Source organism: Micromonospora sp. NBS 11-29 (assembly GCF_002140155.1).
Lineage (GTDB): Bacteria > Actinomycetota > Actinomycetes > Mycobacteriales > Micromonosporaceae > Micromonospora.
In genome coordinates this window covers 169,224-194,552 of record NZ_NAPR01000017.1, presented here as the reverse complement: position 1 = coordinate 194,552, position 25,329 = coordinate 169,224, and the positions used below count along the sequence as shown (strand labels likewise).

Genomic DNA, 25,329 nt, shown 5'->3' with positions numbered 1-25,329 from the left:
CATTCGGTAGAGGCGGGGCCCCCGCTTAACAAGCTGCCGATGCCGAGCTGGTGAGGAGGAGTCGGATCTCCGACTTCGTGTTCGGCGGGCGTGGTCAGCCTGCTCAAGTCGTGACCAGACGGCTTACGCCGATCCGTCGCCCTGGGGTGAACGGGCGTCTTCCGGATGAGACTCGCCGTTGACAAGATATCGACATGCGCCGAGCGTGACCGCTGCGACGGCGTTTGCGACTCGTTGCCAGACATGCGGACGGAGCATCAGCTTCGCTTCGTCATGCGAACTCATCCGATACGCCAGTAGTTCGCTGTCGGTCAGTCGCAATGCTTCTGCTTCGTCGCTACGAATCACGCCGCCGTCGAAGATGAACATGAGGCTGTCGTCCCACGGGCCATGCGGAGCTACCCAGTCGACGACCAGCAGCCTTCCTACCGTCAGTCGAAAACCGAGTTCCTCGTGTAGCTCTCGTTCGGCGGCCTCATCGGGTCGCTCGTTGGCCTCCACCATGCCGCCGGGAAGGTCCCAGTCCGGTTTGTACCGGGGGTTGACGAGCAGCACCTTGCCTTGCTCGTCCCTGATCAGGACGTCTGCGCCAACCCGCTTGCGGGCCTGCTTCGCGTTTCCCTCCGCCAGGTGTGCCTGCCATGCAACCGGATCCCGCTCGTAGAGTGGGCGATCATCCGGGTTGTCCGTCACCGGCTGCTCCTGCCTGTAGCGCACCCACCGCGCCGATCCATGACCGTTCGCGAATCGTGTCGCGGAGGCGGTCGAGGAGCGGCGGGACCACGGCGCATGCCGTTGCGTAAGACGTGAAGAGTACCGAAGCGTGTCGTAGCTGATCGATGATCACACCTGATCCGAGACTGGCGATCTCGTCCATGACCTCATGGGTCACGGCGCACGCCTCCTCGATCTGACCCCTGCCGAGCAACACCGTGACCAGCATGAGCTGAGCCAGCGCGCGGCTTCTGACCCGATCGGCCGGGCTGACGGCCAGGGCCGCTCGCAGCCGGCGCTGGGACTCGGACAGATCACCGACGCGAAGGAAGCAGCGTGCTGCCTCGATGGCGAACGAGGTCACGTCGAAAGGGCTCAACCATTCCGATGCCATCGCGACCGGCCCGTGCATCGATGTTTCCGCGTCGGCGAGCGTTCGAGTGGCTTCGACCGGCTGGCCGGCGATGGCGAGACCGCGTGCCTGCAACGCCAGGAGCCGGGCGTGGAGCCGACCGTGCGACGGAGCCTGCCGAAGATGCTCCAGTCCGTTCCGGGCGTGGGACAACGCTCCGTGTGCGTCGCCGCAGTGGTTGGCGAGATGACTCAGCCCTGCGTGCACCTGCGCCACCAGTTGATGGTCGTCGCTCCTGCCTGCCAGGATCAGGGCGTTGCCGAGGTGTTGGCGGGCCGGCTCCGCGGCCCCGGAGTCGTGTGCCATCCACCCGGCCATCTCGTTGAGCGAGGCGACAGCAGCGAATGCTGTCTTTTCTGGTGGGCTTGCGCCACCGGCTACTGGTCCGGCGATCGTGTCCGCAAGATAAGCCCTCACAGTGGCGTACAGATGGCCCCCGCCGACTCGGCGGTCGGCCAGTCGGAGTGACCGGACGAAGTGCAGGGATTGATCTCCTGCTGGCCTCAGGATCGGCTTTCCCACCTCGGCGAAGCTGACGGCTCTGCCACTTTCATGGCCTTCGGGCAACGCGAACCACAGCAGGCGAGCGGGGATCTGTAGGAGCTGCGCCCAGTGGGCCAGGCGGTCAAGATGAACGATCGCGGGGCCGTTCTCGATTCGGCTGAGTTGAGCCTGAGAGAGCCCGAGCCAGCGGGCCACGGTCTCCTGCGGCAGTGGATGACGGCCGTGGTACGGGTGGCATCGGTAAGCCCGGATGGTGCGGCCCACGTGACGCTCGGCCAACGCTTGCCGGATGGGCCCGTGGTCCCAGAAGGAGTTGGGCAGAGCAGGTGGTGAGGCAACGCGGTCCCGTTCGGCGGCCTGGCAGGGTCCACAGCGCCCGCTGGTGTTGTCGCGGGCGAGCCATCCGCCGCAGCGGGGGCAGCTTGCGTCACGTCCCGGCGATTTCGCCATGGTCGGGCGTCTCCGTCCGTCGTGGGCTGCGCTGAGCCTATCCATTCAACTCGCTGTGTGAGCACTCGTCATACGCCGCGCGCATATCGAAGAACCGCACTTGCCCGGCGTGCGTATCGCCCATGTGTCGGCAGTCATGACGCTGGCTGTGGCGTACCGCGAACCTGTCCCCATGGCCNGGGCGGGTGCTGGGCTCCGGCGGGCGCTGCCGACAGTGCGCCCGCCGTCCCCGCCCGCCCCGGTGCCGCTCCACTTCGCGAAATCGACGAAAGGACTCTCCATGGTGGCGATGCTGGGCACCTGGCGGTGGGCGTGAGCGGGCTCGGGCCGTACCCCATTGACGCGCTCGGGCCGGCGGGGGCGCGCGACGTGGTGGCTCGGTGGCTGCGGCTGGTGGCGGCGGACGCCGAGCTGGCGCCGTACCTCATCGGGGTTGATCGGGCCCGGCTCGCCGGGCATCTCGCGCTGACCCTCACGGTGGCGCTCGGCGGGCCGGCGGCCGGCGCGTGGCGCGGCCTGGGCCTGACCGAGGAGCAGCACCGCCGCGTGGTCGACTACCTGGCCGGGGTGCTGTGGGCGCTCGACGTGCCGGCCGGTGCGGTGGACGCGGCCCGGCGGGCCTTCGCGGACGAGGCCGGCGCGTGACCGCCGCCCTGGCCGCGTCGTGGTCCATCGTGTTGCGGTACGCCGACGCGGCGGCCGAGGACTTCTGGCGCGCGGTCGAGGAGCGCTGCCCGCAGCGGGAGGCGATCGTGTTCCTCGCCGCGCTGGGGCGGCTGGCCTCCGGCGGCGACGACCCGGCCGGCCGGGCGGCGCTGCTGGCCGTACTCGGCCATGCCTACCGCCGCTATCGCCTGCTGCCGCACCGGGCCACCGTCGAGGCCGCGCTCACCGCCACCGTCGCCCGGCACGCGCCCGGGACGCCGGAGCTGGCGGCGGCGTGGGCGGAGGCCGCCCGGCGGGCATCGGCAGCGGTGACCCGGGCCGCCGCGCGGGCTGGCGACGGCCCGGCCTGGCAGCCGGCCCAGGTCGTCGACCACCAGCGCGACGCCGAGGGCGTCGCCAGCCTGACGGTACGCCCCGAGCGGCGCCTGCCGGTCCGGCCGGGTGCGGCGGTGCCGGTCTGCACGCAGCGGTGGCCCGGCCGGTGGCGTTGGTTTTCGCCGGCCAACGCCCCACGCCCGGACGGCACGATCGAACTGCACGTCCGGGCGGTCGCCGCCGTCTCCCGCGCCCTGGTCCAAGAGGTACGCCCCGGCGACCGGCTCTGGCTCGGCCCGCCACGCGACGTCGGGCTGTGTCTCGACCCCGCGTCGCGGGCGGACCTGCTGCTGGTGGCCGGGGGCACCGGGCTCGCGCCGCTGCGCGCCCTGGTCGAGCAGGTCGCCTCGGCGCCGGCCGGGCGGCGGGTGACCATGGTCGTCGGCGCTCGCGCCTTCGCCGACCTCTACGACGCGATCAGCCTCGACAAGCTCCAGTGCGCGCACGACTGGCTGACGCTGGTGCCGGCGTTCTCGCACGATCCGCTTGCCGAGCCGGGGGAGCGGGGCGACGCGCTCACCGTGGCGCTCGACCATCACCGGCCCGGCCAGGAGGTCTATCTGTGCGGGCCGCCGCCGATGGTCGCCGGGTCGCGGCTGCGGCTGCTCGCCGCCGGGGTGCCGGCCGAGCGCATCCACCTGCCGGTCATCTGATGAAACCAGAGAGATTCCTTACAGGTTGTCTAGAGGTGTGTTGGAATTCGTGACGATGCCGAGGTCGCGGACATCGACCTCGTCGAGCTGGCCCACCGGGCGCCGCCCGCCACCCTGTGCCTGACCAGGCTTGCCGGTGTTGGGGAACACCGATCGAGAACGCGCCGTGAGGCGTTGGACGAGTTGACGGCGGATGCGATCGACATGGGCGTCTACGACGAAGCGATTCGGCGTGGCCGGCGGCTGTCGGAGGATCAGTCGAACGAGTGACCGCTCGTCGATGGTCGCAGCCGGGCTTCGTACCACCGCTTGCCGGGGCCGGGTGGCGATGGCACTGCCGCGGTACCGGAACACCGAGCGCGACGTCGTGCCGCATACTGGCCCGGTGTTCACTCTCGCCCAGGCGCGATACCTGGTGGCCACCCTGCGGCCGCGCGTCGACGAGCTGATCCGGCTCCGGGCCGACCTCGCCGAGCTGCGGGTCGACCTGGCCGACCACGGCGTCAGCGTGCTCGGCGGGCTCGCCGAGGTCAAGGGCCTGGAAGCCCAACTGCACACCGTGGTGGAGGAGTTCCACCAGCACGGCATCGAGGTCAAGGGGATCGCCCCGGTGCTGCTCGACTTCCCCGGTGAGCGCGACGGCCGGGCGGTGCTCTGGTGCTGGCTGGAGGGGGACACCGACGTCCGCTGGTACCACCGGGTCGAGTGCGGCTTCGCCGGCCGCCGCCCGGTCTGACCAGCCGCCGTCCAGCCCGATCCGGGCCGGCCCGCCCCCGTCGGTTCGAGCCGGCCCGTACCCACCGGTTTTCCACCGGTGCGGACCCGGCGGCCGGACGGACCGGCCGCCGGGTGTCGGGGGTCAGGCGTCCGCGTAGCGGCGGGCCTGCGCGAGAGCGGCCCGCAACCGCTGCGCGTCGACCGACGCCGGCCGTTCCCAGTCGCCGTCGGTGGCGTAGATGCCGGCGTACGCCGACGTGTCGCGCTGGAACCGCCAGCCCTCGGCGAGCGGCCCGACGTCGACGGCGTCGTAGCCCAGCGAGTCGAGGAACGCGGTGACGGTGGCCTTGGCCGCCGCGTCGTCACCGGCGATCGGCAGGGCGGTGCGGTCCGCCGCGCCGGCCGGGCGGCCGAGGACGCGCAGATGGGCGAAGTAGATGTTGTTGAAGCCCTTCACCACGTGCGAGTCCGGCAGGTGTCGCTGGAGCAGTTCGCTGGTGGTGGTGGACTCGTCGTCCAGCTCCGGGACGTTCCCGTCGCGCTCGGGGTAGTAGTTGTTCGTGTCGATCACGACCTTTCCGGCGAGCGGTGCGGCCGGCACCTCCCGGTAGGCCCGCAGCGGGATCGTGACGACCACCAGGTCGCCGGCGGTCGCCGCCTCCTGGGCGGTGGCCGCGCGGGCGCGAGGGCCCAGCTCGGTCACCAGGTCCTGGAGCGTCTCCGGCCCCCGTGAGTTGCTGAGTACCACCTGGTGGCCGGCGTCCACCGCGAGCCGTGCCACCGTGCCGCCGATGTTGCCGCTGCCGATCAGTCCCACAGTCGTCATGTCGGTGCCAACCCGATCGGCACCCGGCGGAATTCCCGACCGGGTCGATGGGTTGTTCGCCTTGGCGAAATCCTTCATTCAGCCGCGCTGGCCTGGCACCAATTTGTAGGCACAAGTCGTTATGAGCAGGGACCGCCAATCGGTGATCTTCCATGTTTGGTGATCTCATTGGTATCAATCTCCCACCACCACTTCCCATCCCCTGGAGTGCGACGTGCGGAGATCCCGTCTTGCCACCCTCGCCCTGTCCCTGGCCGCGTCGATCGGGGTCACGCTGACCCTGGCCGCCGCGCCCGCGCAGGCATCCCCGTCCGACCGGTACGTCGCGCTCGGCGACTCGTACGCCTCCGGCGTCGGCGCCGACAGCTACACCTCCGAGAGCGGCAACTGCCTACGCAGCACGAACGCCTACCCGGCGCTCTACAACGCCAACATCCGACCGGCCTCGTACCGTTCGGTGGCCTGCTCCGGCGCCACCACCTCGGACGTCATCAACAACCAGCTCTCCGCGCTCTCCTCGACCACGACGCTGGTCAGCGTCACGATCGGCGGCAACGACGTCGGCTTCGCCAACATCATGAGCACCTGTGTGCTCCAGGGTGAGACGCAGTGCGTGGCGGCCGTGAACTCGGCCATGAGCGTGGCCCGCAACCANCCCGCGTCGTGGTCGTCGGCTACCCGGTCTTCTACCAGCTCGGCACCGTCTGTGTCGGGCTGACCGCCACCTCCCGGGCGAAGATCAACGAGGGCATCAACCTGCTCGACGACATCACCCGGACGGCCGCCACCTCCGCCGGCTTCACGTTCGCCGACGTCCGGTCCGCCTTCGTCGGCCACCAGCTGTGCAGCTACGGGGAGAAGTGGCTGCACGCGTTGAACGTGCTGAACCTGACCAAGTCGTACCACCCGACGGCCGCGGGACAGTCCGGCGGCTACTACCCGGTCTTCCGGTCCGCCGCCGGNCGAACCGCCAGCGGCGTGCCTCCTCGCCCGGAGGCACGCCGCTGCGCCGTGCGCTCAGGCCGGCAGGACCTTCTCGATCGCCGCGCGTAGCTCGGGATCGTCGGGCGTGACCTGCGGGGCGAACCGGGCCGCCACCGTGCCGTCCGGCGCGACGAGGAACTTCTCGAAGTTCCAGCGCACGTCGCCGGTGTGCCCCTCGGCGTCCGCAGCGGACACCAACGCGGCGTAGAGCGGGTGCCGACCCGGGCCGTTGACGTCGACCTTCTCCGTCAGTGGGAACGTCACGCCGTAGTCCACCCGGCAGAATTCCTCGATCTCCGTGGCGCTGCCCGGCTCCTGGCCGGCGAACTGGTTGCACGGCACGCCGAGCACGGTCAACCCCCGGTCGGCGTACGCGTCGGCGAGCGCCTGCAGGCCCGCGTACTGCGGGGTGAGGCCGCAGCGGGAGGCCACGTTGACCACCAGCAGGGCGCGGCCGCGGTAGCGGCCGAGATCGGCCGGGCCGCCGGTGAGGGCGTCGATCTGCGCGTCGAAAACGGTCATGCGACGAGGCTACGGCCCTGGCCCGGTCGTCGCGCGCCACCCGCGAAATCGAAGCATCTGCATCTTGACGAACTGATGACGGCGTGAGTAGCGTCTCAGCAACCAATCTGGAAAGTTTCCTAACTATTGGGGAGACGCCGTATGAAGAGATCGCTCCGCCGGGCCCTGTGGGCCACCGGCGCCGTGGTCGCGCTCGCGGTCGCCGCGGTGCCCATGACCACCGCGTCGGCCGCCGGCAGCGTCACCGCCACGTTCACCAAGGTGCAGGACTGGGGGACCGGTCACGAAACGCGTGTGACCGTCACCAACGGCACCGGGGCGAGCGTGAGCAGTTGGCGCCTCGAGTTCGACCTGCCCTCCGGCACCACGATCAGCAGCTTCTGGGACGCCGACGTGACCCGCAGCGGCAACCACTACGTCGCGGTCAACAAGAGCTGGGCCGGGCCGCTCGCCCCGGGCGCCAGCTTCAGCTGGGGCTACAACGGCGCCGGCGCGTACCAGGGCCCGTCGAACTGCACGGTCAACGGCGGTGCCTGCGCCGGTGGCAGCACCCCGACGACCGCCCCGCCGACCACCACCGCGCCGACCACCAAGCCGCCGACCACGACGGCGCCGCCCACCACGAAGCCGCCGNCTACTTCGCCGAGTGGGGCGTCTACGGCCGCAACTACCACGTCAAGAACATCCACACCAGCGGCTCGGCCGCGAAGCTGACCCACATCCTGTACGCCTTCGGCAACACCACCGGCGGACGGTGCAGCATCGGTGACAGCTACGCCGACTACGACAAGGCGTACACCGCGGCGGACAGCGTCGACGGGGTGGCCGACACCTGGGACCAGCCGCTGCGCGGCAGCTTCAACCAGCTCCGCAAGCTCAAGAAGATGTACCCGAACCTGAAGGTCATCTGGTCCTTCGGCGGTTGGACCTGGTCGGGCGGCTTCACCCAGGCCGCGCAGAACCCGGCCGCGTTCGCCGACTCGTGCTACTCGCTGGTCGAGGACCCGCGCTGGGCGGACGTCTTCGACGGCATCGACGTCGACTGGGAGTACCCGAACGCCTGCGGCCTCACCTGTGACACCAGCGGCCCGAACGCGTTCAAGAACGTGATCTCCGCGCTGCGCAGCAAGTTCGGCTCCTCGGCTCTGGTCACCGCGGCGATCACCGCCGACGGCAGCAACGGCGGCAAGATCGACGCGACCGACTACGCCGGCGCGGCGTCGAACCTCAACTGGCTGATGCCGATGACGTACGACTACTTCGGCGCGTTCGCGGCCCAGGGGCCGACCGCACCGCACTCGCCGCTCTACTCGTACTCGGGCATCCCGCAGCAGGGCTTCTGGTCCGACGCGGCGATCCAGAAGCTGAAGTCCAAGGGCGTGCCGTCCAACAAGCTGCTGCTCGGCATCGGCTTCTACGGACGCGGCTGGACCGGCGTGACCCAGGCCGCACCCGGCGGCACCGCCACCGGCGCCGCCCCGGGCACCTACGAGGCGGGCATCGAGGACTACAAGGTCCTCAAGAACACCTGCCCGGCCACCGGCACCGTCGGCGGCACCGCGTACGCCAAGTGCGGCAGCAACTGGTGGAGCTACGACACCCCGTCCACCATCGGCGGGAAGATGAGCTACGCCAACACCCAGGGCCTCGGTGGCGCGTTCTTCTGGGAGCTCTCCGGAGACACCAGCAACGGTGAGCTGATCAGCGCCATCAAGGGCGGTCTCGGCNGGAGGGGCCGCACCGGCCCCTCCCCGCCCGTGTGCCGTCCCCGGGAAGGCAGAAGTGGGCGTGGTGCCGGCCGGTGTGTCAGACTCGCCGCTCGACGGGTCCGCGGGCGAGGAGGAGGGGTCGATGAGTCGCGCACACCGAGGGCGGGTCGCCGCGTTCGCCCTGCTCACGCTCCTGCCGGTCGGTCTGGCCGGCTGCGGCGCCCCCGGGGCCGGCGGCACCGCCACACCCACCGGTCGGGCACCGGCGCAGGAGGCCGCGGCGAAGAGCCGCGAGCGGGTCCAGGCGTACCTGGACGCGCTGGCCGCCCGCGATGTCGCCGCCGGCCGCAGCCAGCTCTGCGAGCCCATGCACTCGGCCTTCGACACCGCCGCCACCGGCTTGAACGGCGACTTCGCCGACCACTTCACGGTGCCGCAGGCGACCATCACCGGCGTCCGCTCCGGGCCGCACGGCCAGGAGGTCAGCGCCACGATCACGGTCGCCGCCGGCTCGCGTACGGCCGCCCGGTCGCTGCTGTTCACCGTCACCCGCAGCGGGGCGGACTGGTGCATCTCGGGCGAGGTGCCCGTCAACCCCGAGGCCGAGCCGACCCCTGATCCGACCGGGCCACCGCCGGGCGAGCCGGCCCCGCCGATGCCCTCCCAGTGACCGGAACCATCCCCCTCGGCGGCGAGTGACCGCTCGGGTCGCCGTACGCTTTCTCCCATGCGCCATGAGTGGCACCAGCTCAGTCACCCCGACGTGGGCAGCACCGGTCTCCAGACCAGCCGCCCGACCGCCGACTCCGCCGAGGACGCGGCCCTCGGCCTCGACCGCTGGCGGGAGCTGCCGCGTGCGCAGACCCCGCCCTGGACCGACCCGGCGCAGGTCGCCGAGGTGTGCACCGTGCTGGACACGGTCCCCTCGGTGGTCGCGCCCTACGAGGTCGACCAGTTGCGACGGCGGCTGGCACTGGTCTGCGAGGGCAAGGCGTTCCTGCTCCAGGGCGGGGACTGCGCCGAGACGTTCGCCGACAACACCGAGAGCCACCTGCTGGCCAACGCCCGCACCCTGCTGCAGATGGCGATCGTGCTCACCTACGGCGCGTCGCTGCCGGTGATCAAGGTGTCCCGGGTCGCCGGCCAGTACACCAAGCCCCGGTCCCTGCCCACCGACGCGCGCGGCCTGCCGGCCTACCGCGGCGACATGATCAACTCGCTGGAGGCCACGCCGGAGGCGCGGGTCGCCGACCCGCAGCGCATGATCCGGGCGTACGCCAACTCGGCCGCCGCGATGAACATGCTCCGGGCGTACCTGGCCGGCGGGCTGGCCGACCTGCACGCGGTGCACGACTGGAACAAGGACTTCGTCCGGCGGTCACCCGCCGGGGAACGCTACGAGGCGATCGCCCGGGAGATCGACCGGGCACTGGCCTTCATCCGCGCCTGCGGGATGACCGACGACGACGCGCTGCGCACGGTCACGCTCTACTGCTCCCACGAGGCGCTGGCGCTGGAGTACGACCGGGCGCTGACTCGGATCTCCAACCGCAAGGCGTACGGCCTGTCCGGGCACTTCCTCTGGATCGGCGAGCGGACCCGGCAGATCGACGGCGCGCACATCGACTTCATCTCCCGGATCGCCAACCCGATCGGGGTCAAGCTCGGCCCCGGCACGTCGCCCGACGAGGCGATCGAGCTGTGCGAGAAGCTCAACCCGGACAACATCCCCGGCCGGCTCACGCTGATCAGCCGGATGGGCAACCACCGGGTCCGGGACGCGCTGCCGCCGATCGTGGCCAAGGTGACCGCCGCCGGCGCCAAGGTCGTCTGGCAGTGCGACCCGATGCACGGCAACACCCACGAGTCCTCCAACGGCTACAAGACCCGGCACTTCGACCGGATCGTCGACGAGGTGCTCGGCTACTTCGAGGTGCACCGCGGCCTGGAGACCCACCCGGGCGGCCTGCACGTCGAGCTGACCGGCGAGGACGTCACCGAGTGCCTCGGCGGCGCCCAGGGCATCGAGGACCTCGACCTGCCCGACCGGTACGAGACCGCCTGCGACCCCCGACTCAACACCCAGCAGTCGCTGGAGCTGGCCTTCCTGGTCGCGGAGATGCTCCGTGGCTGACGCGAGGAGTGAGCCCCGTGGATAGTGTGATCGATCTTCGTTCGGACACCGTGACCCGGCCGACGCCGGGGATGCGGGAGGCCATGGCCGCCGCCGAGGTGGGCGACGACGTCTACGGCGAGGACCCCACCGTCACCGCACTGGAGGCCGAGGTGGCCGCCCGGTTCGGGCACGAGGCGGCGCTGTTCGCCCCGACCGGTTCGATGGCCAACCAGCTCGCCCTCCAGCTCCTCGTCCCGCCCGGTGACGAACTGCTCTGCGACGCCGACGCGCACGTGGTCACGTACGAGATCGGGGCCGCGGCCGCGTACGCCGGAATCTCGTCACGGACCTGGCCGGCGGTGGGCGCGGAGATCGACCCCGACGTGGTCGTCGGGATGATCCGGCCGGACGGCTACTTCGCGGTGCCGACCCGGGCGGTCGCGGTGGAGCAGACGCACAACCGCGGCGGCGGCGGGGTGATCCCGCTGTCGACGCTGCGCCGGCTGCGGGAGGTCACCGACGAGCACGGGCTCGCGCTGCACTGCGACGGCGCCCGGATCTGGCACGCGCACGTCGCCGACGGGGTGCCGCTGGCCGAGTACGGCGCGTTGTTCGACACGCTGTCGGTCTGCCTCTCCAAGGGCCTCGGCGCGCCGGTCGGTTCGCTGGTGGTGGGCAGCGCGGAGAAGATCGCCCGGGCCCGGTTCCTGCGCAAGCGGATGGGTGGCGGGATGCGGCAGGTGGGCATCCTGGCCGCCGCCGGCCGGTACGCGCTGGCGCACCACGTCGAGCGACTCGTCGAGGACCACGCGAAGGCGGCCCGGCTGGCGGAGGCGGTCGCCCCGCACGGGGTGCTGGCGACCGGGGTGCGAACCAACATCGTCCCGATCGACCTGACCAAGCACCCGCTCGACGCGCACGCCCTCGCGGCGGCCGCCCGCGAGCAGGGCCTGCTGATGTCGGTGCTCGGCCCGCGTACCGCCCGGCTGGTCACCCACCTGGACGTCACCGACGCCCAAGCCGACCGCGCCGCCGAGATCCTCACCACCCTCCTCCGAGCCTGACCCCCACCCCCACCCCCCACCCCACCCCCACCCCGCTCCCGACCGCGTTGATCATGAAGTTGGCGGCATCGAACCGGACAATTCGCGCGGTCAACTTCATGATCAACGGCCGGGGCCCGGGGCCCGGGGTCGGGGTCGGGTCTGCGTCAGGGGTGGAGGCGTTTGAGGGTGGCGATGTCGGCGGCGTGGCCGACGTGCTTCTCGGTCGGGGTCTCCACCAGCACCGGCACCCCGGCGGTCGCCGGGTGGCGCATCAGCTCGGCGAACGCCGGCTCGCCGATGCTGCCCTTGCCGATGTTCTCGTGCCGGTCCCGGGTGGAGCCGCACAGGTCCTTCGAGTCGTTGGCGTGCACCAGCCGCAGCCGGCCGGCGCCCACGGTGGCGACCAGCGTGTCCAACGTGGCGGTCATGCCGCCCTCGGCGGCCAGGTCGTGCCCGGCGGCCCAGGCGTGGCAGGTGTCGAAGCAGACGCCCAGCATGGGGTGCCGGTCGACCGCGTCGAGGTAGGGGCCGAGGTGCTCCACCCGGGAGGCCAGCGACCGGCCGCCCCCGGCGCTCGGCTCGACCAGCAGCATCGGGCCACCGGTCGCCGAGGTCTCGTCGAGCAGCGGAAGCAGCGACTCCCGCACCTGCCGCAGGGCGGCCTCCGCATGCCCGGCGTCGACCGAACTGCCGGCGTGGAACACCACCCCCTCGGCGCCGATGGCCCGGCCGCGCCGCAGCGCGTGGGCCAGCGTCTCCGCCGACCGGGTGACCGTGGCCGGCGTGGGAGAGCCGAGGTTGACCAGTAGCGAGGCGTGGATGAACACCGGCAGGCCACGCTCGCCGCAGCCGTCGCGGAACAGCACGTCCTGTGCCGGGTCGCCCGGCGGCAGTGCCCAGCCGCGCGAGTTGGAGACGTAGACCTGCACCGCCTCGGAGGCCGCCGCCTCGGCGTACGGCAGGGCCGCCCGGGCCAGCCCGCCCGAGGTGGGGGTGTGCGAGCCCACCCAGCGGCGCCCGCCGGCCGCGTCCACCGGGCTCACAGGCAGGTCACCGTGATCGACGTGCCCGGTGGAACCGGGGTGTTCGCGGCCGGGTTCTGCAACCGGGCCACGCCGTTCGGGTTGAGCTGGACGTTGACCGGGAAGCCCTGGCTCTCCAGCGTCTGCTTGGCCTGCTGACAGGGCATGCCGACCACCCCGGGAACGGCCACCTGGGGCGGGCCCTTGCTGATCTCCAGCTTGACCGTGGTGCCCCGCTCCACGCCGGTGCCGTCGGCCGGGCTCTGGCCGAGGATCTCGTCCTTCGGTTTGTCGGAGTCCTTGAAGTTCTCCTCCGCGGTCAGCCCGAGCTTCCCGAGAATGGTCCGCGCCTCGTTGAGGTTCTTGCCGACCAGGTTCGGCACGCTCACCGGCGCGCGGCCCTTGCTGAGGATCAGCGTCACCTTCGCCCCGGGCTTGACCACCGTGCCCACCTTCGGGTCGGTGGCCAGCACCACCCCGGCCGGCAGCGCGTCGTCGTAACGGGAGGGGCCCTTGGCCGCCACCAGCTTGGCGTCGGTCAGCTCGGTCTGGGCCAGCTCGAAGTCCTTGCCCACCACGTCCGGCACGGGCAACCGCTCCGGGCCGAGCGACAGGGTTAGCGTGATGGTGCCGCCCTTGACGATCCGGGCGGCCGTGCCGGGCGCCTGCCCGAGCACCGTGTCCTTCGGCACCTTCTCGTCGTGCCGGGGGTCGGCGTAGCGCAGCGTGAAACCGCCGCGCTGGGCCTGCGCCTCCGCCTCGGCCTTCGTCAGGCTCACCAGTTGCGGTGCGACCGTGTAGCGGCCCACCCCGAACCACCAACCACCGACGGCGGCCATCAGGCCGAGCACCACGACCGCCGCGGCGACGGCCAGCCGGCCGCGCGGCGAGCCCATGATCCGGGTACGCAGAGCGGCCAGCCGGGTGCCCAGGCTCTCCGGCTCCTCGGCGGCCCGGCGCCGGTGCGGACGCTGCCCACCGCTCTCGGGCAGGCGGGCCCAGGCCGGACGCTCGGCCGGCCGGACCGCGGCGACCACCTGGGTCGGCTGGCTCAGCACCGCCGTGTCGTCGCCGAGCTGCCGTAGCACGGTGGTGTGCGCGTGCGGGTTGCCCACCTCCTCGCGGGCCGCCTGCACCTCGGTCAGCAGCGCGCCGGCGTCGGCCGGACGGGCCGCCGGGTCACGCCGGGTGGCGTGGGCGACCAGCGCGTCGAGGACCGGCGGCAGCGCCGGCACCAGGGTGGAGGGGGCCGGCACGTCGCGGTCGACGTGCTGCCAGGCGACCTCCACCGGGCGGTCGCCGTCGTAGGGCACCCGGCCGGTCAGCATCTCGAACAGCACGATGCCGGCGGAGTAGACGTCGGTGCGCGCGTCGGCGTGCCCCTGGGTGACCAGCTCCGGCGCTACGTAGGCCACGGTCGCCATCAGCTGGTTGCCGTTCTCCTCCTCGGCGCTCGCCTCGACGGCCCGGGCCAGCCCGAAGTCGGCCACCTTGACCACGCTGTCGACCAGGTTGCCGGTGCCGCCGGTGGGTGCCTCGGCGACCAGCACGTTCTCCGGTTTGACGTCGCGGTGCACGAGGCCGGCCCGGTGCGCGGCGGCGATCGCGGCGAGCATCTGCTCCGCGATGGCGAGCGCCTCGTCGGGGTGCAGCCGGCGCCGCTCGGCGAGCACGTCGCGCAGCGTGCGGCCGCGGACGTACTCCATCACCAGGTAGGGCAGGTTGGCGTGGATGCCCTGGTCGTAGACCGCGACCACGTTCGGGTGGGTGAGCCGGGCGATGGTCTTCGCCTCGTCGGTGAAACGTTCGACGAAGCCGGCCATCCGGGCCCGGGCCTGCGGCGCCTGGGTCGGGTGAATGATTTTGACCGCCACAGTGCGCTCCAGGCGCTCGTCGGTGGCGGTGTACACGGTCGCCATGCCGCCACGAGCGACGCGACCGCGAATGCGGTAGCGCCCGTCGATCAGCGAGCCCAGCAACGTGTCGGCGACCTGTGTGTCCATCGGCAGGCAGTCTATGTGTCGGAACGGTGAACCTTGCACAGGATGTTACCGCCGGGGTGGGACAGGAAGGGACCACCTCGCTCGGCGGGCGGCCCGGGGGTGCCGTGCGCCGGGAGCCGCGGACACATGGCAGGGTGGTCGGGTGACCGATTCCGTACCCGCCGAGACCGGCGCCGACCTGCCCGGACCGACCGATCCGGCCGGTTGGCTGACGCTGCCGGACGTGGCCGAGCGCCTCGACCTGTCGATCAGCAAGGTGCACCAGATGATCCGGGACCGGGAGCTGCTCGCGGTGCGCCGCGACGGCGTCCGCCGGATCCCCGCCGAGCTGGTGGCCAACCACACCGTGCTCAAGCATCTGCCCGGCGTGCTCAACCTGCTCGCCGACGCCGGGTACGACGACGAGGAGGCGCTGCGCTGGCTCTACCGGGAGGACCCGACCCTCCCCGGCACCCCGGCCACCGCGCTCGCCGGCGACCAGGCCCGCGAGGTCAAACGGCGAGCCCAGGCCGTAGCCTTCTGACCCACCCCGCCCCACCGTCACTCCGTCGATCATGAAGTTGGCGGCACGATAAGAGATCAACTCCGCCGTCAACTTCATGATCAACGGGGCTGGGCGGGTGGGGCGGTGGGGTGGGGGTGTGCGGGGTGGGGGTCAGTCGGTGCGGCGGGTGGCGGCGATGGCCAGGTCGACCAGGGCCTGGCGGGCCTCGGTGTCCAGGTCGACGGCGCTGAGGGCGGCCAGCGCGCCCTCGGTCAGTGCGGCGATCCGGCGCTCGGTGCGCTCCAGCGCGCCGCTCGTGGTGATCAGCTCGCGCAGCCGGCTCACCCCGGCGGCGTCCAGGTCCGGTACGCCGAGCCCGCCCAGCAACGCCTCCCGCCCGGTCGGGTCGAGCGTCTCCAGAGCCGCCGCCACCAGATAGGTCCGCTTGCCCTCGCGCAGGTCGTCGCCGGCCGGTTTGCCGGTGCGCGTCGGGTCGCCGAAGACCCCCAGCACGTCGTCGCGGAGCTGGAACGCCTCGCCCAACGGCAGCCCGTACGCCGAGTAGGCCGCGTGCACCTCAGCCGGTGCGCCGGCCAACGCCGCCCCCAGCAGCAGCGGACGCTCGACGGTGTACTTCGCCGACTTGTACCGGGCGACCTTGCCGGCCCGGTCGAGCGAGGTGTCCCCGGTGGCCTGGGTGAGCACGTCCAGGTACTGCCCGACGGTCACCTCGGTGCGCATCTCGTCGAAGACCGGCCGGGCCCGGGCCACCGTCGCCGGCGCCAGCCCGGCGGAGTGCAGCACCTCGTCGGACCAGACCAGGCACAGGTCGCCCAGCAGGATCGCCGCGGCGTCGCCGAACGAGCCCGCGTCACCACCCCACCCGGCTGCGCGGTGCCGGGCGGCGAACCGCCGGTGCACCGCCGGCTCGCCCCGCCGGGTGTCCGACCGGTCCATCAGGTCGTCGTGGATCAGCGCGCTGGCCTGTACGAACTCCAGCGCGGCCAGGGCGGCGACGATCTGGTCGGAGTCGACCCCGCCGGCGCCCCGGTAGCCCCAGTAACCGAAGGCCGGACGCAGCCGCTTCCCGCCGCCCAGCACGAACGCCTCGATCGCCTCGGCCACGGGGAGCAGGCCGTCGTCGACGGCGGTCAGCCAACCGCGCTTGCCGGCGAGGAACTCGGTGAGCGCCTTGTCGATCCGCTGGCGCAGGCCGGCGCGGTCGACGGGGGAGACGGGAGCAGCGTGGGTCACCNGTGCCGCCGCCCCGGCGTGCCGCGCGGCACGCCGGGCGCTCGCTGCCGCCCGATCGTGGACGCCGGGCGCGACCGGCGGGTGGCCGGGGGCAGCTCCGGACGGCGCCGGGCGGGCGGCTCGGGCGACCGTCCGCCCCGCCGCCTGGCGGCTGCGTGTTCCGCCCCGGTGGAGTCGGCGGCCAGCGGCCCTCGCCGCCTGGCGGCTGCGTATTCCGCCCCGGTGGAGTCGGCGGCCAGCGGCCCTCGCCCTCTGCCGGCTGCGCGTCCCGTCCCGGCGGCCAACGGCCCCCGCCGGCGTCGGCGGCTGCGTGCGGTCGCGTCGGCGATCAGCTCGACCGGTACCTCCAGCACGGCCGCCAGCCAGGCGGACCAGAAGTCGCCGGGCAGCCGGACCTGGCGTTCCCAGCGGGACACCTCGTGTCGGGTGAGCGTGGGCACGCCGGCGGCGGCGCACAGCTCGGCGGCGATCCGCTGCTGACTCCAGCCGCGGGCGGTCCGCAGCTCGGCCAGGAGCGGCCCGAGCAGGCGGGACACGGCCGGCGGGGACGGGTCCATCGGGTCCTCCGGGAGTCGGCGTGGTGGCGACGCCCGGCCGTGTCGCACCGCCGCGTCGCCGTCGTGTCGGCCCCCGCGCGGGCCCCCGGGGCCGGTCGCCCGCCCCACCGCGCTGCCGTCGTTTCTACCCCCGGGGTACGACGCTGCCCCCGTGGCGTGCTCGCGGGCTGGGAAGTTCTCGGCCCGGAGTCCCGATCCGGCTACAGTCGGTCCGTGGCGCTCGGTCTTCCCTCGGTCCTTCCCAACTCCCAACCGGCCATCGGGGAGTTGGTCCGTGACGGCCGGCCGACCTTCTCCTTCGAGTTCTTCCCACCCAAGACCGCCGCCGGGGAGAAGCTGCTCTGGCAGGCCATCCGCGAGCTGGAGCCGCTGCGTCCCTCGTTCGTCTCGATCACCTACGGCGCGGGCGGCTCGACCCGGGACACCACGGTCGCGGTGACCGAGCGGATCGCCACCGAGACCACCCTGCTGCCGATGGCGCACCTCACCGCGGTCAACCACTCCGTCGCCGAGCTGCGGCATGTGATCGGCCGGCTGGCCTCGGTCGGGGTGCGCAACGTGCTGGCCGTGCGGGGTGACCCGCCCGGCGACCCGGGCGGCGAGTGGGTCGTCCACCCGGAGGGCGTGCGGTACGCCGAGGACCTGGTCCGGCTGGTCCGGCACAGCGGCGACTTCTGCGTCGGGGTGGCCGCCTTCCCGTACNCCGGGCCGGCGCGGAGTTCGCCGTCACCCAGATGTTCTTCGACGCCGACGACTACCTGCGGTTGCGCGACCGGGTCGCGGCCGCCGGCTGCGACACCCCGATCCTCGCCGGGGTGATGCCGGTGACCCAGATCGGCACCATCGAGCGCTCGGTGCAGCTCTCCGGCGCGCCGTTCCCGCGGGCGCTGGCCGAGCGGTTCGAGCGGGTGGCCGACGATCCGGAGGCGGTCCACCGGCTCGGCGTCGAGCAGGCCGGCGAGATGTGCGCGAAGCTGCTGGACGAGGGCGTGCCGGGGATCCACTTCATCACGCTCAACCGGTCCACCGCCACCCGCGAGGTCTGGCAGCGTCTACGCGCCGACGCGCGGGTGTGACCACCCGCCACACGACACCCGGAGCACCCTTCTACGGTTGATCCGTGGTGGGCACACAGCTGAACTGGGACCAGTACGCGACCGCGTGGGCGCGGCTGCACGGCGGCTTCGATCCCCGCGCGGCCGCGCCCGTGGTACGCGCCTGGCTGCGCTTCGCGTACCACGTGGGCTTCGTCCTGGGTCGGCTGCGGGTCGGCCCGACCGCGGTGACCGTGGTCGGGGTGCTGCTCTGCTTCTGCGTACCCCTGGTGGTGGGCCGGGCCGGCGACGGGCCGTTCCTGGGCGCGTTGTTCGTGCTGCTGGCCGCCGTGGCGGACAGCGTCGACGGCGCGGTGGCGGTGGCCACCAACCGCACCACCCGGCTCGGCTACGTCTACGACTCGGTCGCCGACCGGCTGGGCGAGGTGGCCTGGCTGATCGCGTTCTGGCTGCTCGGCGCGCCCGGCGCGCTGGTCGTCGCGGCCGGTGGCCTGGCCTGGTTGCACGAGTACGTGCGGGCCCGGTCCGTCTCGGCCGGGATGCGGGAGATCGGCGCGGTGACCGTGGGGGAGCGACCGACCCGGGTCTGCGTGGCCCTGGTCGGGCTGCTGGTCGCCGGGCTCACCGGGCTGGTCGACGTCGACCTGACCGCCGGCACGATCACCATGGCCACCACGGTGTGGGTGCTGCTGGCCGGGTTCGGTCTCGGCCAGTTGCTCTCCGCGGTCCGCCGCGCTCTCGTCGACGCCGGCTGACCCGCCGCCGCGGGTGTTAAGCGGGGGCCCCGCCTCTACCGAAAACGTTAAGCGGGGCCCCCGCCTTACCACGCAGGCCCGACGGCGGTGGCGACGATCTCCGCGGAGAGGGTCACCATGGGCAGGCCGCCACCGGGGTGGGTGGAGCCGCCGACCAGCCACAGGCCGGCCGCCGGGCCCCGGTTGGCCGGGCGCAGCAACCCGCCCGCGGTGCCGTAGATCGCCCCGCCCGGCGCGCCCGTGGACGCGTGCAGGTCGGCGGGCGTGCGCACCTCCCGGAACACCAGCCGGTCCCGCACGTCCACGCCCCGCTCGGCCAGCACGTCGAGGATCCGGTCCGCGTACGCCTCGGCCAGCCCCGGCCGCCGCCAGTCCACCGCGTCCGCGGCGGTGCCGTGGCGGGGCGCGTTGACCAGCACGAACCACGCCTCGTGGCCGTGCGGGCGGACCGCCGGGTCGTCGGCGGCGGTGACGAACACGGTCGGGTCGGCCGCCGGGCGGGCCCGCACCCCGCGACCGGGGTCGCCGAAGACGGCGTCGAACTCGGCGTCGTAGTCGCCGGGGAAGAAGACACTGTGGTGGGCCAGCCCGGAGTCGCCGCGTACGCCCAGCAGCAGCACGAAACCGGCGAGGCTGCGGTCGGTGAGCGCGGCCAGCCGGCGCGGGTCCGGCAGCAGGTCCCGGTAGACGGTGAGCGCGTCGACGTTGGCCACCACCACGTCGGCGGGGACCGGCGCGGCCGACCCGGCGACGCGTACCCCGTGCACCCGGCCGCCGGCGGCGTCGATGCGGGTGACCGTCGCATCGGTGCGGANCCGCCGCGCAGGTACCAGCCGCCGTACGCCAGTTCGGCGTAGGGGACGGCGACCAGCGCGGCCGGCGCGCGGCGCGGGTCGGCGCCGGTGTACGTGGCGTACCGGTCGAGCAGCATCCGCAGCCGCGGGTCGGACAGGTACGACCGGCCCAGCCCGCGCAGGGTGCGGCCGGGACCGATGGCGGCGAGGTCGCCCAGCCGCCAGGCCAGCGCCGCCAGGTCGCGCGGGGAGTCCACGGTGCGGCGCAGGATGTCCCGGTGCGAGGCACCCCACACCCGCTCGGCGCGGCGCCACAGGCGCTGCCAGTCGGCGGCGGACCGGTCACCGAACGCGGCGCCGATCCGGGCGGCGAACTCGTCCGGGTCGGCACAGGAGTCCAGGGTGGGACCACCGTCGGGGAAGACGTGCCGCACGATCGGGTCGAGCGGGACCAGGTCGAGGTATTCGTCGAGTTTCGCGCCGGTGGCCTCGAACAGGTCGGCGAAGACCTGCGGCAGGGTGACCAGGCTCGGCCCGGTGTCGAACCGCCACGACCCCTCCGGGGTGTGGTGCGCCCACCGGCCGAGCTTGCCGCCGACCGTGCCGAACCGTTCCAGGACGGTGACCTCGTGCCCGGTGACCGCGAGCCGGGCGGCGGTGGCGAGCCCGCCCACACCGGCGCCGATGACCACGATGCGCGCCATGGGGTGCCCCTCCTAGGTGACCGGGCGACCCCGCCAGGTGAGCCGGCGTCGCTTCCGCAGATGGTACGACCGGACGGTCAGCCAACCGAGGACCACGACCGACACGGGGTGCGCCAGCGCGTCGGGCCAGGCCCGGCCGCCGGTGGCGCGGGCGCTGACCACGCGTCCCGCGACGCCGGCCAGGTAGGCGGCGAACGCCACCCCGGCCACCGCCGGCGCGCCGGCCACCAGCGCGCCCAGGGTCAGCAGCGGCGGCGCCACGTAGAGCGCGAACAGCAGCGCCAGCACGGCCGCCGCGGCTGTCGGATGCCCGAACGAGGCCCACAGCGACTTGGTGTAGCCGTCCCGCAGCTCCGGCCAGCTCTCGTACATCCGGCAGGCGGCCAGCCGGGAGCCGTCGGCCAGCGCGATCCGGCCGCCGGCGCGCTTCACCGCCCGCGCCAGCTCGATGTCCTCCAGCACCTTGTCGGCCACCGCCGCGTGCCCACCGGCCCGCAGGTAACCGGCCCGGTCCACGACCAGGAACTGTCCGCCCGCCGCGGCGAGGGAGGGCCGTCGCGAGCGTTCCATCGCGCGCAGCGGCAGGAACGTCAGCCACAACCACTGCAACAGCGGCTGCACCAGCCGGTCCGCCGCCGTCCGCACCACGATCCGGGGGTACGGCGACAGCAGCGTCGCGTCCGCCGCGCGCAACTCGGTCACCGCCGCCGCGACCGCGTACGGGCCGAGCACCACGTCGGCGTCGACGAAGGCCAGCACGGTCGGGGCCGGGTCGGCGCGGGTGGCGAGCTGCCAACAGGCGTGCGGCTTGCCCAGCCAGCCGGGCGGCGGGGCGACGCCGGTCAGCAGCGTGACCCGGGGATCGGCGTCGGCCACCGCGCGGACCACGCCGGCGGTGCCGTCGGTCGAGCCGTCGTCGAGCACCACGATCCGTAACCCGGGCACGCCGCGCTGGGCGAGCAGGGCGCGCAGGCACGGGGTGACCCGGTCGGCCTCGTCGCGCAGCGGCAGCAGCACCGCCACCGCCTCGGTGACCTCGGCCGGCCCGGCGGTGGGGCGGCGCAGCCAGGCGACGGCGTTGACCAGCGTGTGCCCGGTGAGCGCGGCGACGGCGACGGCCAGCGCGAGGGCGGCGGTCATGCTGGCGTGTCGACGCGCGGGGTGGGCTCCGGGGTGGCGGCCCGGTCCCGGCGGTCCCGCCACAGCACCACCGCCAGCGGCACCGCGGCCACCGCCATGCCGGCGGCACCCCACAGCGCGGACGCCGGCAGCCGGAGGAAGACCGCGTGCGCCAGCACGCTGGAGGCGTACGTCCAGAGGTAGAGCGCGAACATCGGGGCGTCGCGGCGGTCGACCCGGTCGGCGGCCGGGCCGGCGAGCGGGCGCAGCGCGGCGGCCAGCAGCACCGCGAAGCCCAGCCAACCGAGGTAGTTGCTGACCGGGATGCCGGGCAGCCCGGGCAGCGCCGGGGAGGCGTCGCGCCAGGTCCAGTACCCCTCGGCCACCATCTGCGGATCGAGGAACAGATCCCACGCGGCGAGCCCCACCGCCGCCAGCGCAACCCGCGTAAGGCGGGGCCCCTTGTTAACGCCTCCGGTATAGGCGGGGCCCCTTCTTAACACCACCTGGGTGAGCCGGACCGCGGTCAGCCACGCCGGCCAGGCCATCCAGGTCCAGGCGAGCGGGATGACCAGCGGCACGCCGGCCAGCTTCGGGCCCAGCTCGCCGGAGTAGTCGTAGCTGCCGAACGGGAACCCGGTGGCCACGCCGAGCGCCTCCACCGCGAAGCCGCCGCCGGTGGCGACCGCGACCAGCGCGAGCGCGGCCCGGGGACCCCGGGTGAGCAGCGCGTGGCCGACGGAGAGCAGCCAACCCAGCACCACCGTGGCCACGGTCAGCCCGGCCCGGGTCGCGCCGCCGGTGAGCGGGTAGCAGATCTGCGCGAGGACCAGCACGGCCAGCAGCGCCCAGGGTAGCCACTCCCTCGGGGCGCGCCGGCCCGGCTCGGTCCTCGCGCTCATGACCCGTCCGGCTCGGGCGCGGGCAGCGGCAGGTCCCGCCCGAGCACGCCGAACGGGCGCTCGTCGCCGGGGAAGTGGAAGTGACGCAGGACGTCGACGAAGCCGAACCGGCGGTAGAGCCGCCAGGCGCGCGACGTCCGCTCGTCGGCCTCCGGCGTGGAGAGCAGGGTGGTGTCGCCCTCGGCCATGGTGAGCAGCGCGCGGAGCTGACGGGTGCCCAGGCCGTGCCCCTGCGCGGGCGGCCGGACGTGCAGCTCGACCACCTCGAACGGGTGGGTCAGCCAGCGCTGCCGGGCCTCTCCGTCCAGTGCCCGCAGCACCTGGTCGTGCCACCACTGGCCGCTGGCGCCGAGATAGCCGTAGCCGAATCCGGCCAGGTGCCCCTCGCTGGTCAGGCTGGCGACGGCGCGGAAGCCGGGTCGGCGGGAGTGGGTGGCGATGTAGCCACGTCGGGCCTCCAGCAGGTCGGCGCGGTAACCCATCGCCTCCCCGTAGACGGCCACCACGTCGTCCAACCGCCGGACCAGGTCGTCCGGCGTCCACCGCACCAGCCTCATGCGTTCCCTCTCGCCGAGTCGGGGTCGCCCTCGGCGGCGACCCAGCCGAGCACCGTACGGTCGCCGATCACGTCGCCCACCGCGAACCGCGCGAACAGTTCCTCCGCGTACCAGCCCTCGGTGGGGGTGCGGGTGATCGCGGCGCGGTGCTCGGGGGAACGGTACGCGAACGCGACCAGGTCCGCCGGGTCACGCCACACGCTCACCGTGCCCTGCCAGCCCAGCGGCGCCTCGCCGACGCCGAACCGGGCGAGNCCGGCGGGACGGCCCGCCAGAACGTGGCCGCCCGGCGGGCCCGCAGCCGGGCCCGGGTCAGCGCCAGCACCGGCCCGGTGCTCCGCCCGCCGGCCGGCGTGCCGAACGGCTCCCGGCCGGACCACCGGCCCCGGCTGGTCAGCGGGCGCAGCTCCACCCGCACGGCGGCGCGGGCAATCCGCGCCCAGGAGCGGGCGACCGGGAAGGCGTCGAAGCCGGCCGCCGCGGCGGGGGAGTCCCAGACCACCAGCGCGGCCCACCGGGTCAGGTCGGCGTCGCCCGGGCCGAAGCCGGTCCCGGTCCCGGTGCCGAGCAGCTTGGCGAAGCGGACACCGGGCGCCCGGCGCAGCCGCGCCGGGTGGGTGGCCATCCGGGCGAGTGCTCCGGGTACGGCCCGACGGGGGACACGCCAGACGTGCAGCGTGACGAGTTCGGGGTTCACGCCACCTCGGTCGGTGCGCCGCCGGTGATCCGCAGCAGCTCCGCGTACGTGGTGGGGAACACCGCCTGCGGCACCCCGCCGGCCGCCCAGATCTCGTCGTACCCGGCGAGGGCGGTGTCGACCAGGGTGCGCAGCGGCCCGGGGTGGCCGACCGGGGCGACCCCGCCGATCACCTGGCCGGTGTGCCGTTTGACGAAGTCCGGGGTGGCCCGGCGCAGGTGGGTCACGCCCAGCGTGGCGGCCAGCCCGGCGGTGTCCACCCGGTGCGCGCCGGAGGTGAGCACCAGCAGCGGCGCGTCGTCCGCGTCGAAGACCAGCGAGTTGGCGATGGCGCCGACGTCGACGCCGAGCGCCCCGGCCGCCGCGGCGGCGGTGTGCACCGCCTCGGGCAGCAGGCGAACGGCGCTGGCGTCGCCGGACCCGTCCCGCGCCCCCGCGTCGTCGAGGGCCCGCTGCACCGCCTGCACGTTCGGGTGTGGCTGCATGCCGGTCATTCTCTCCCGCCGCGCCCACCCGGCCCGCACCACCCCACGTCGCCTCCCGCCGGGCCGGCTACCGGAACCGGTCGGCGAGCCCGGTCAGCCTGGCGACGTACGCCGGCCAGTCCTGGCCCGGCGGGAGGCTGGTGTTCCCCCGCTGCCAGCCGATCGCCCCGTCGTGCTGTTCGCGCAGGATGTCGGCCTGCCCCGCATGGCGGGCGAGGTCGTAGATCACGTGCACGACGATTTGGTGCAGGGTGACGTCCGGGGCGTCCGGACCCCACCACGGAACCCGTCCGGGGGCGTCGAGCGGCAGTTGGGCGATCGTCTCGTCGGCGAAGGCCCCGACGCGTCGGTAGAGGTCGATCAGCCCGTCCTTCGTCTCGTCCGCCCGGGCGTACCAGTCCGCCTGGGGGTCGTCCTCCTGTGCGGCGAGGGGGACCAGCTCCTCGGGCGTCGGGAACTCGCGGCCGAAGGTGGGCCCGAAGTAGCCGGCCTCGACGTTGAGGCAGTGCTTGATGATGCCCAGCAGGTTGGTGCCGGTCGGGGTGCGGGGCAGTCGGGCGTCGCGTTCACCCACCCCGTCGAGCTTCCAGATCAGGTCGTCGCGGCACGCCTGGAGATAGTGGCGCAGTGCCGTCTTCGGGTCGTCCTTGTCAGCCATGCGCGTCAGTCTGCCGCCCCCGGGCGATCCGGTGGGGGCGCGTGGGGCGGGGTGGTCGTGGGCGCGTCACACGTTGCGTTTTCGTCGGTGTGGAGGTGTACTGTCAGGGTAGTTAGAACGAGTGTTCGATTCGATTCGAGTTCGATCCACGTCGAGTGCGATCCAAGTCGAGTGCGATCGGGTCGCGCATCCGTTCCACGCTCCGGTAGCGGTGTTTCGCGGCACCAGCTTCCGGAAGGTGCGGCTCCGCGGGCCGCACCGGGCCTCGGACANCCCCCGGGCGGCGGGCGACGGACCCGCCGGTACGCCGGCCGGGTGTGGTGTGGGGAAGCGTCCACACCCGGCCGGCCGCCACCACTGGTGCGTCTTCCTCCGCACCGACCGCTCCGGGCGACCGGGCGACGGTTTTCCCCGTCGCGCGACCGCCCGCCCCGGCCATCACGCGGAGGAGAAACCATGCCGACCAGTCCGGCCCCGGCACCCACGGTGCCCGCGCACGTGCTGCCGCACCGCACCCCCGCCCAACTGCTCGTGGTGGCGCGTGCGGGGTTGGCCGAGGCCGCCCGCACCGGTCCCGACGGCCTCCGGT

23 protein-coding genes and 5 pseudogenes are annotated in these 25,329 nt (G+C 73.4%); 12 read left to right on the top strand and 16 right to left on the bottom strand.

Features of this window, described 5'->3' with window-relative positions; translation table 11 throughout:
* Positions 1-123 precede the first annotated feature (123 nt).
* Together B1205_RS21560 and B1205_RS21555 are read right to left on the bottom strand one after the other, a co-directional pair.
* The gene (locus B1205_RS21560; protein ID WP_089157256.1) at positions 124-693 is read right to left on the bottom strand and encodes an NUDIX domain-containing protein; all 570 of its coding nucleotides are present in this window, start codon (positions 691-693) and stop codon (positions 124-126) included.
* The gene (locus tag B1205_RS21555; protein ID WP_254910111.1) at positions 674-1,825 is read right to left on the bottom strand and encodes a helix-turn-helix domain-containing protein; all 1,152 of its coding nucleotides are present in this window, start codon (positions 1,823-1,825) and stop codon (positions 674-676) included. The genes B1205_RS21560 and B1205_RS21555 overlap by 20 nt, the downstream gene beginning before the upstream one ends.
* 567 nt (positions 1,826-2,392) lie before the next feature.
* Here B1205_RS21555 and B1205_RS21550 point away from each other — a divergent pair.
* Positions 2,393-2,725, top strand: coding sequence for a hypothetical protein (locus B1205_RS21550; protein WP_089157379.1), 333 nt, complete (start codon positions 2,393-2,395; stop codon positions 2,723-2,725).
* Positions 2,722-3,774, top strand: a complete 1,053-nt coding sequence (locus tag B1205_RS21545; protein ID WP_089157254.1) for an oxidoreductase — start codon at positions 2,722-2,724, stop codon at positions 3,772-3,774. Before B1205_RS21550 ends, B1205_RS21545 begins: the two co-directional genes overlap by 4 nt.
* Positions 3,775-3,792: 18 nt before the next feature.
* Here B1205_RS21545 and B1205_RS29270 read toward each other — a convergent pair whose 3' ends face one another.
* A complete protein-coding gene (locus tag B1205_RS29270) occupies positions 3,793-4,128 on the bottom strand; it encodes a hypothetical protein (protein WP_140158118.1) in 336 nt (111 codons plus the stop codon).
* Between the two features lie 31 nt (positions 4,129-4,159).
* Here B1205_RS29270 and B1205_RS21540 point away from each other — a divergent pair, with 31 nt between their 5' ends.
* A complete protein-coding gene (locus tag B1205_RS21540; protein WP_089157378.1) occupies positions 4,160-4,510 on the top strand; it encodes a DUF2203 domain-containing protein in 351 nt (116 codons plus the stop codon).
* A gap of 123 nt (positions 4,511-4,633) precedes the next feature.
* Here the strand turns inward: B1205_RS21540 and B1205_RS21535 are convergent, their stop codons facing one another.
* Entirely contained in the window at positions 4,634-5,317 is a 684-nt protein-coding gene (locus tag B1205_RS21535; protein WP_089157253.1) for an NADPH-dependent F420 reductase, read from the bottom strand.
* Between the two features lie 214 nt (positions 5,318-5,531).
* Between B1205_RS21535 and B1205_RS21530 the strand changes: the two genes are divergently transcribed.
* Positions 5,532-6,035, top strand: coding sequence for a GDSL-type esterase/lipase family protein (locus B1205_RS21530; protein ID WP_254910110.1), 504 nt, complete (start codon positions 5,532-5,534; stop codon positions 6,033-6,035).
* Between the two features lie 299 nt (positions 6,036-6,334).
* Here B1205_RS21530 and B1205_RS21525 read toward each other — a convergent pair whose 3' ends face one another.
* Positions 6,335-6,823, bottom strand: coding sequence for a glutathione peroxidase (locus tag B1205_RS21525; RefSeq protein WP_089157252.1), 489 nt, complete (start codon positions 6,821-6,823; stop codon positions 6,335-6,337).
* A gap of 141 nt (positions 6,824-6,964) precedes the next feature.
* Between B1205_RS21525 and B1205_RS21520 the strand changes: the two are divergent.
* The 4 genes and pseudogenes from B1205_RS21520 to B1205_RS21505 form a co-directional block, all read left to right on the top strand.
* Positions 6,965-8,550, top strand: a pseudogene (locus B1205_RS21520) (glycosyl hydrolase family 18 protein); the annotation flags it as partial.
* Positions 8,551-8,674: 124 nt separating this feature from the next.
* Complete coding sequence (locus B1205_RS32070; protein WP_089157377.1) at positions 8,675-9,202, top strand: hypothetical protein; 528 nt, start codon at positions 8,675-8,677, stop codon at positions 9,200-9,202.
* A gap of 57 nt (positions 9,203-9,259) precedes the next feature.
* Positions 9,260-10,666, top strand: a complete 1,407-nt coding sequence (locus B1205_RS21510; RefSeq protein ID WP_089157251.1) for a class II 3-deoxy-7-phosphoheptulonate synthase — start codon at positions 9,260-9,262, stop codon at positions 10,664-10,666.
* Between the two features lie 26 nt (positions 10,667-10,692).
* Complete coding sequence (locus B1205_RS21505) at positions 10,693-11,712, top strand: threonine aldolase family protein (protein WP_089157250.1); 1,020 nt, start codon at positions 10,693-10,695, stop codon at positions 11,710-11,712.
* Between the two features lie 146 nt (positions 11,713-11,858).
* Here B1205_RS21505 and B1205_RS21500 read toward each other — a convergent pair whose 3' ends face one another.
* Both B1205_RS21500 and pknB read right to left on the bottom strand, forming a co-directional pair.
* Entirely contained in the window at positions 11,859-12,728 is an 870-nt protein-coding gene (locus B1205_RS21500; RefSeq protein ID WP_176308734.1) for a deoxyribonuclease IV, read from the bottom strand.
* A 5-nt stretch (positions 12,729-12,733) separates the two neighbouring features.
* Entirely contained in the window at positions 12,734-14,719 is a 1,986-nt protein-coding gene (gene pknB, locus B1205_RS21495) for a Stk1 family PASTA domain-containing Ser/Thr kinase (RefSeq protein ID WP_089157249.1), read from the bottom strand.
* 142 nt (positions 14,720-14,861) lie between these two features.
* Between pknB and B1205_RS21490 the strand changes: the two genes are divergently transcribed.
* Complete coding sequence (locus B1205_RS21490) at positions 14,862-15,242, top strand: Rv2175c family DNA-binding protein (protein WP_089157248.1); 381 nt, start codon at positions 14,862-14,864, stop codon at positions 15,240-15,242.
* Between the two features lie 132 nt (positions 15,243-15,374).
* On the opposite strand, the gene B1205_RS21485 is transcribed toward B1205_RS21490, so the two are convergent.
* Positions 15,375-16,457: a polyprenyl synthetase family protein gene (locus B1205_RS21485; protein WP_089157247.1), complete on the bottom strand. Its 1,083-nt coding sequence runs from the start codon at positions 16,455-16,457 to the stop codon at positions 15,375-15,377.
* Complete coding sequence (locus B1205_RS32065) at positions 16,454-17,014, bottom strand: helix-turn-helix transcriptional regulator (protein WP_254910109.1); 561 nt, start codon at positions 17,012-17,014, stop codon at positions 16,454-16,456. The genes B1205_RS21485 and B1205_RS32065 overlap by 4 nt, the downstream gene beginning before the upstream one ends.
* Before the next feature lie 39 nt (positions 17,015-17,053).
* Here B1205_RS32065 and B1205_RS21475 point away from each other — a divergent pair.
* A pseudogene (locus tag B1205_RS21475) lies at positions 17,054-18,090 on the top strand (methylenetetrahydrofolate reductase).
* Between the two features lie 44 nt (positions 18,091-18,134).
* Entirely contained in the window at positions 18,135-18,824 is a 690-nt protein-coding gene (locus B1205_RS21470; protein WP_089157246.1) for a CDP-alcohol phosphatidyltransferase family protein, read from the top strand.
* 65 nt (positions 18,825-18,889) lie between these two features.
* Here the strand turns inward: B1205_RS21470 and B1205_RS21465 are convergent.
* The 7 genes and pseudogenes from B1205_RS21465 to B1205_RS21435 all read right to left on the bottom strand — a co-directional run bounded on the left by B1205_RS21465 (position 18,890) and on the right by B1205_RS21435 (position 24,740).
* Positions 18,890-20,322, bottom strand: a pseudogene (locus B1205_RS21465) (phytoene desaturase family protein).
* Between the two features lie 12 nt (positions 20,323-20,334).
* Positions 20,335-21,462 (bottom strand): glycosyltransferase, encoded by a 1,128-nt coding sequence (locus B1205_RS21460; RefSeq protein ID WP_089157245.1) that lies wholly within the window; start codon positions 21,460-21,462, stop codon positions 20,335-20,337.
* Positions 21,459-22,343 carry a carotenoid biosynthesis protein gene (locus B1205_RS21455; protein WP_089157244.1) on the bottom strand — a complete coding sequence of 295 codons (885 nt, stop codon included), beginning with the start codon at positions 22,341-22,343 and terminating at the stop codon, positions 21,459-21,461. The genes B1205_RS21460 and B1205_RS21455 overlap by 4 nt, the downstream gene beginning before the upstream one ends.
* The gene (locus tag B1205_RS21450; RefSeq protein ID WP_089157243.1) at positions 22,340-22,900 is read right to left on the bottom strand and encodes a GNAT family N-acetyltransferase; all 561 of its coding nucleotides are present in this window, start codon (positions 22,898-22,900) and stop codon (positions 22,340-22,342) included. The genes B1205_RS21455 and B1205_RS21450 overlap by 4 nt, the downstream gene beginning before the upstream one ends.
* Positions 22,897-23,597: pseudogene (locus B1205_RS21445) on the bottom strand (monooxygenase). Before B1205_RS21445 ends, B1205_RS21450 begins: the two are co-directional and overlap by 4 nt.
* Positions 23,594-24,082 carry a YbaK/EbsC family protein gene (locus B1205_RS21440; protein ID WP_089157242.1) on the bottom strand — a complete coding sequence of 163 codons (489 nt, stop codon included), beginning with the start codon at positions 24,080-24,082 and terminating at the stop codon, positions 23,594-23,596. The pseudogene B1205_RS21445 and the gene B1205_RS21440 overlap by 4 nt, the downstream one beginning before the upstream one ends.
* A gap of 67 nt (positions 24,083-24,149) precedes the next feature.
* Positions 24,150-24,740 carry a DinB family protein gene (locus tag B1205_RS21435; RefSeq protein ID WP_089157241.1) on the bottom strand — a complete coding sequence of 197 codons (591 nt, stop codon included), beginning with the start codon at positions 24,738-24,740 and terminating at the stop codon, positions 24,150-24,152.
* 456 nt (positions 24,741-25,196) lie between these two features.
* Between B1205_RS21435 and B1205_RS32060 the strand changes: the two are divergent.
* Positions 25,197-25,329 (top strand): annotated as a pseudogene (locus tag B1205_RS32060) (SAV_6107 family HEPN domain-containing protein); the annotation flags it as partial.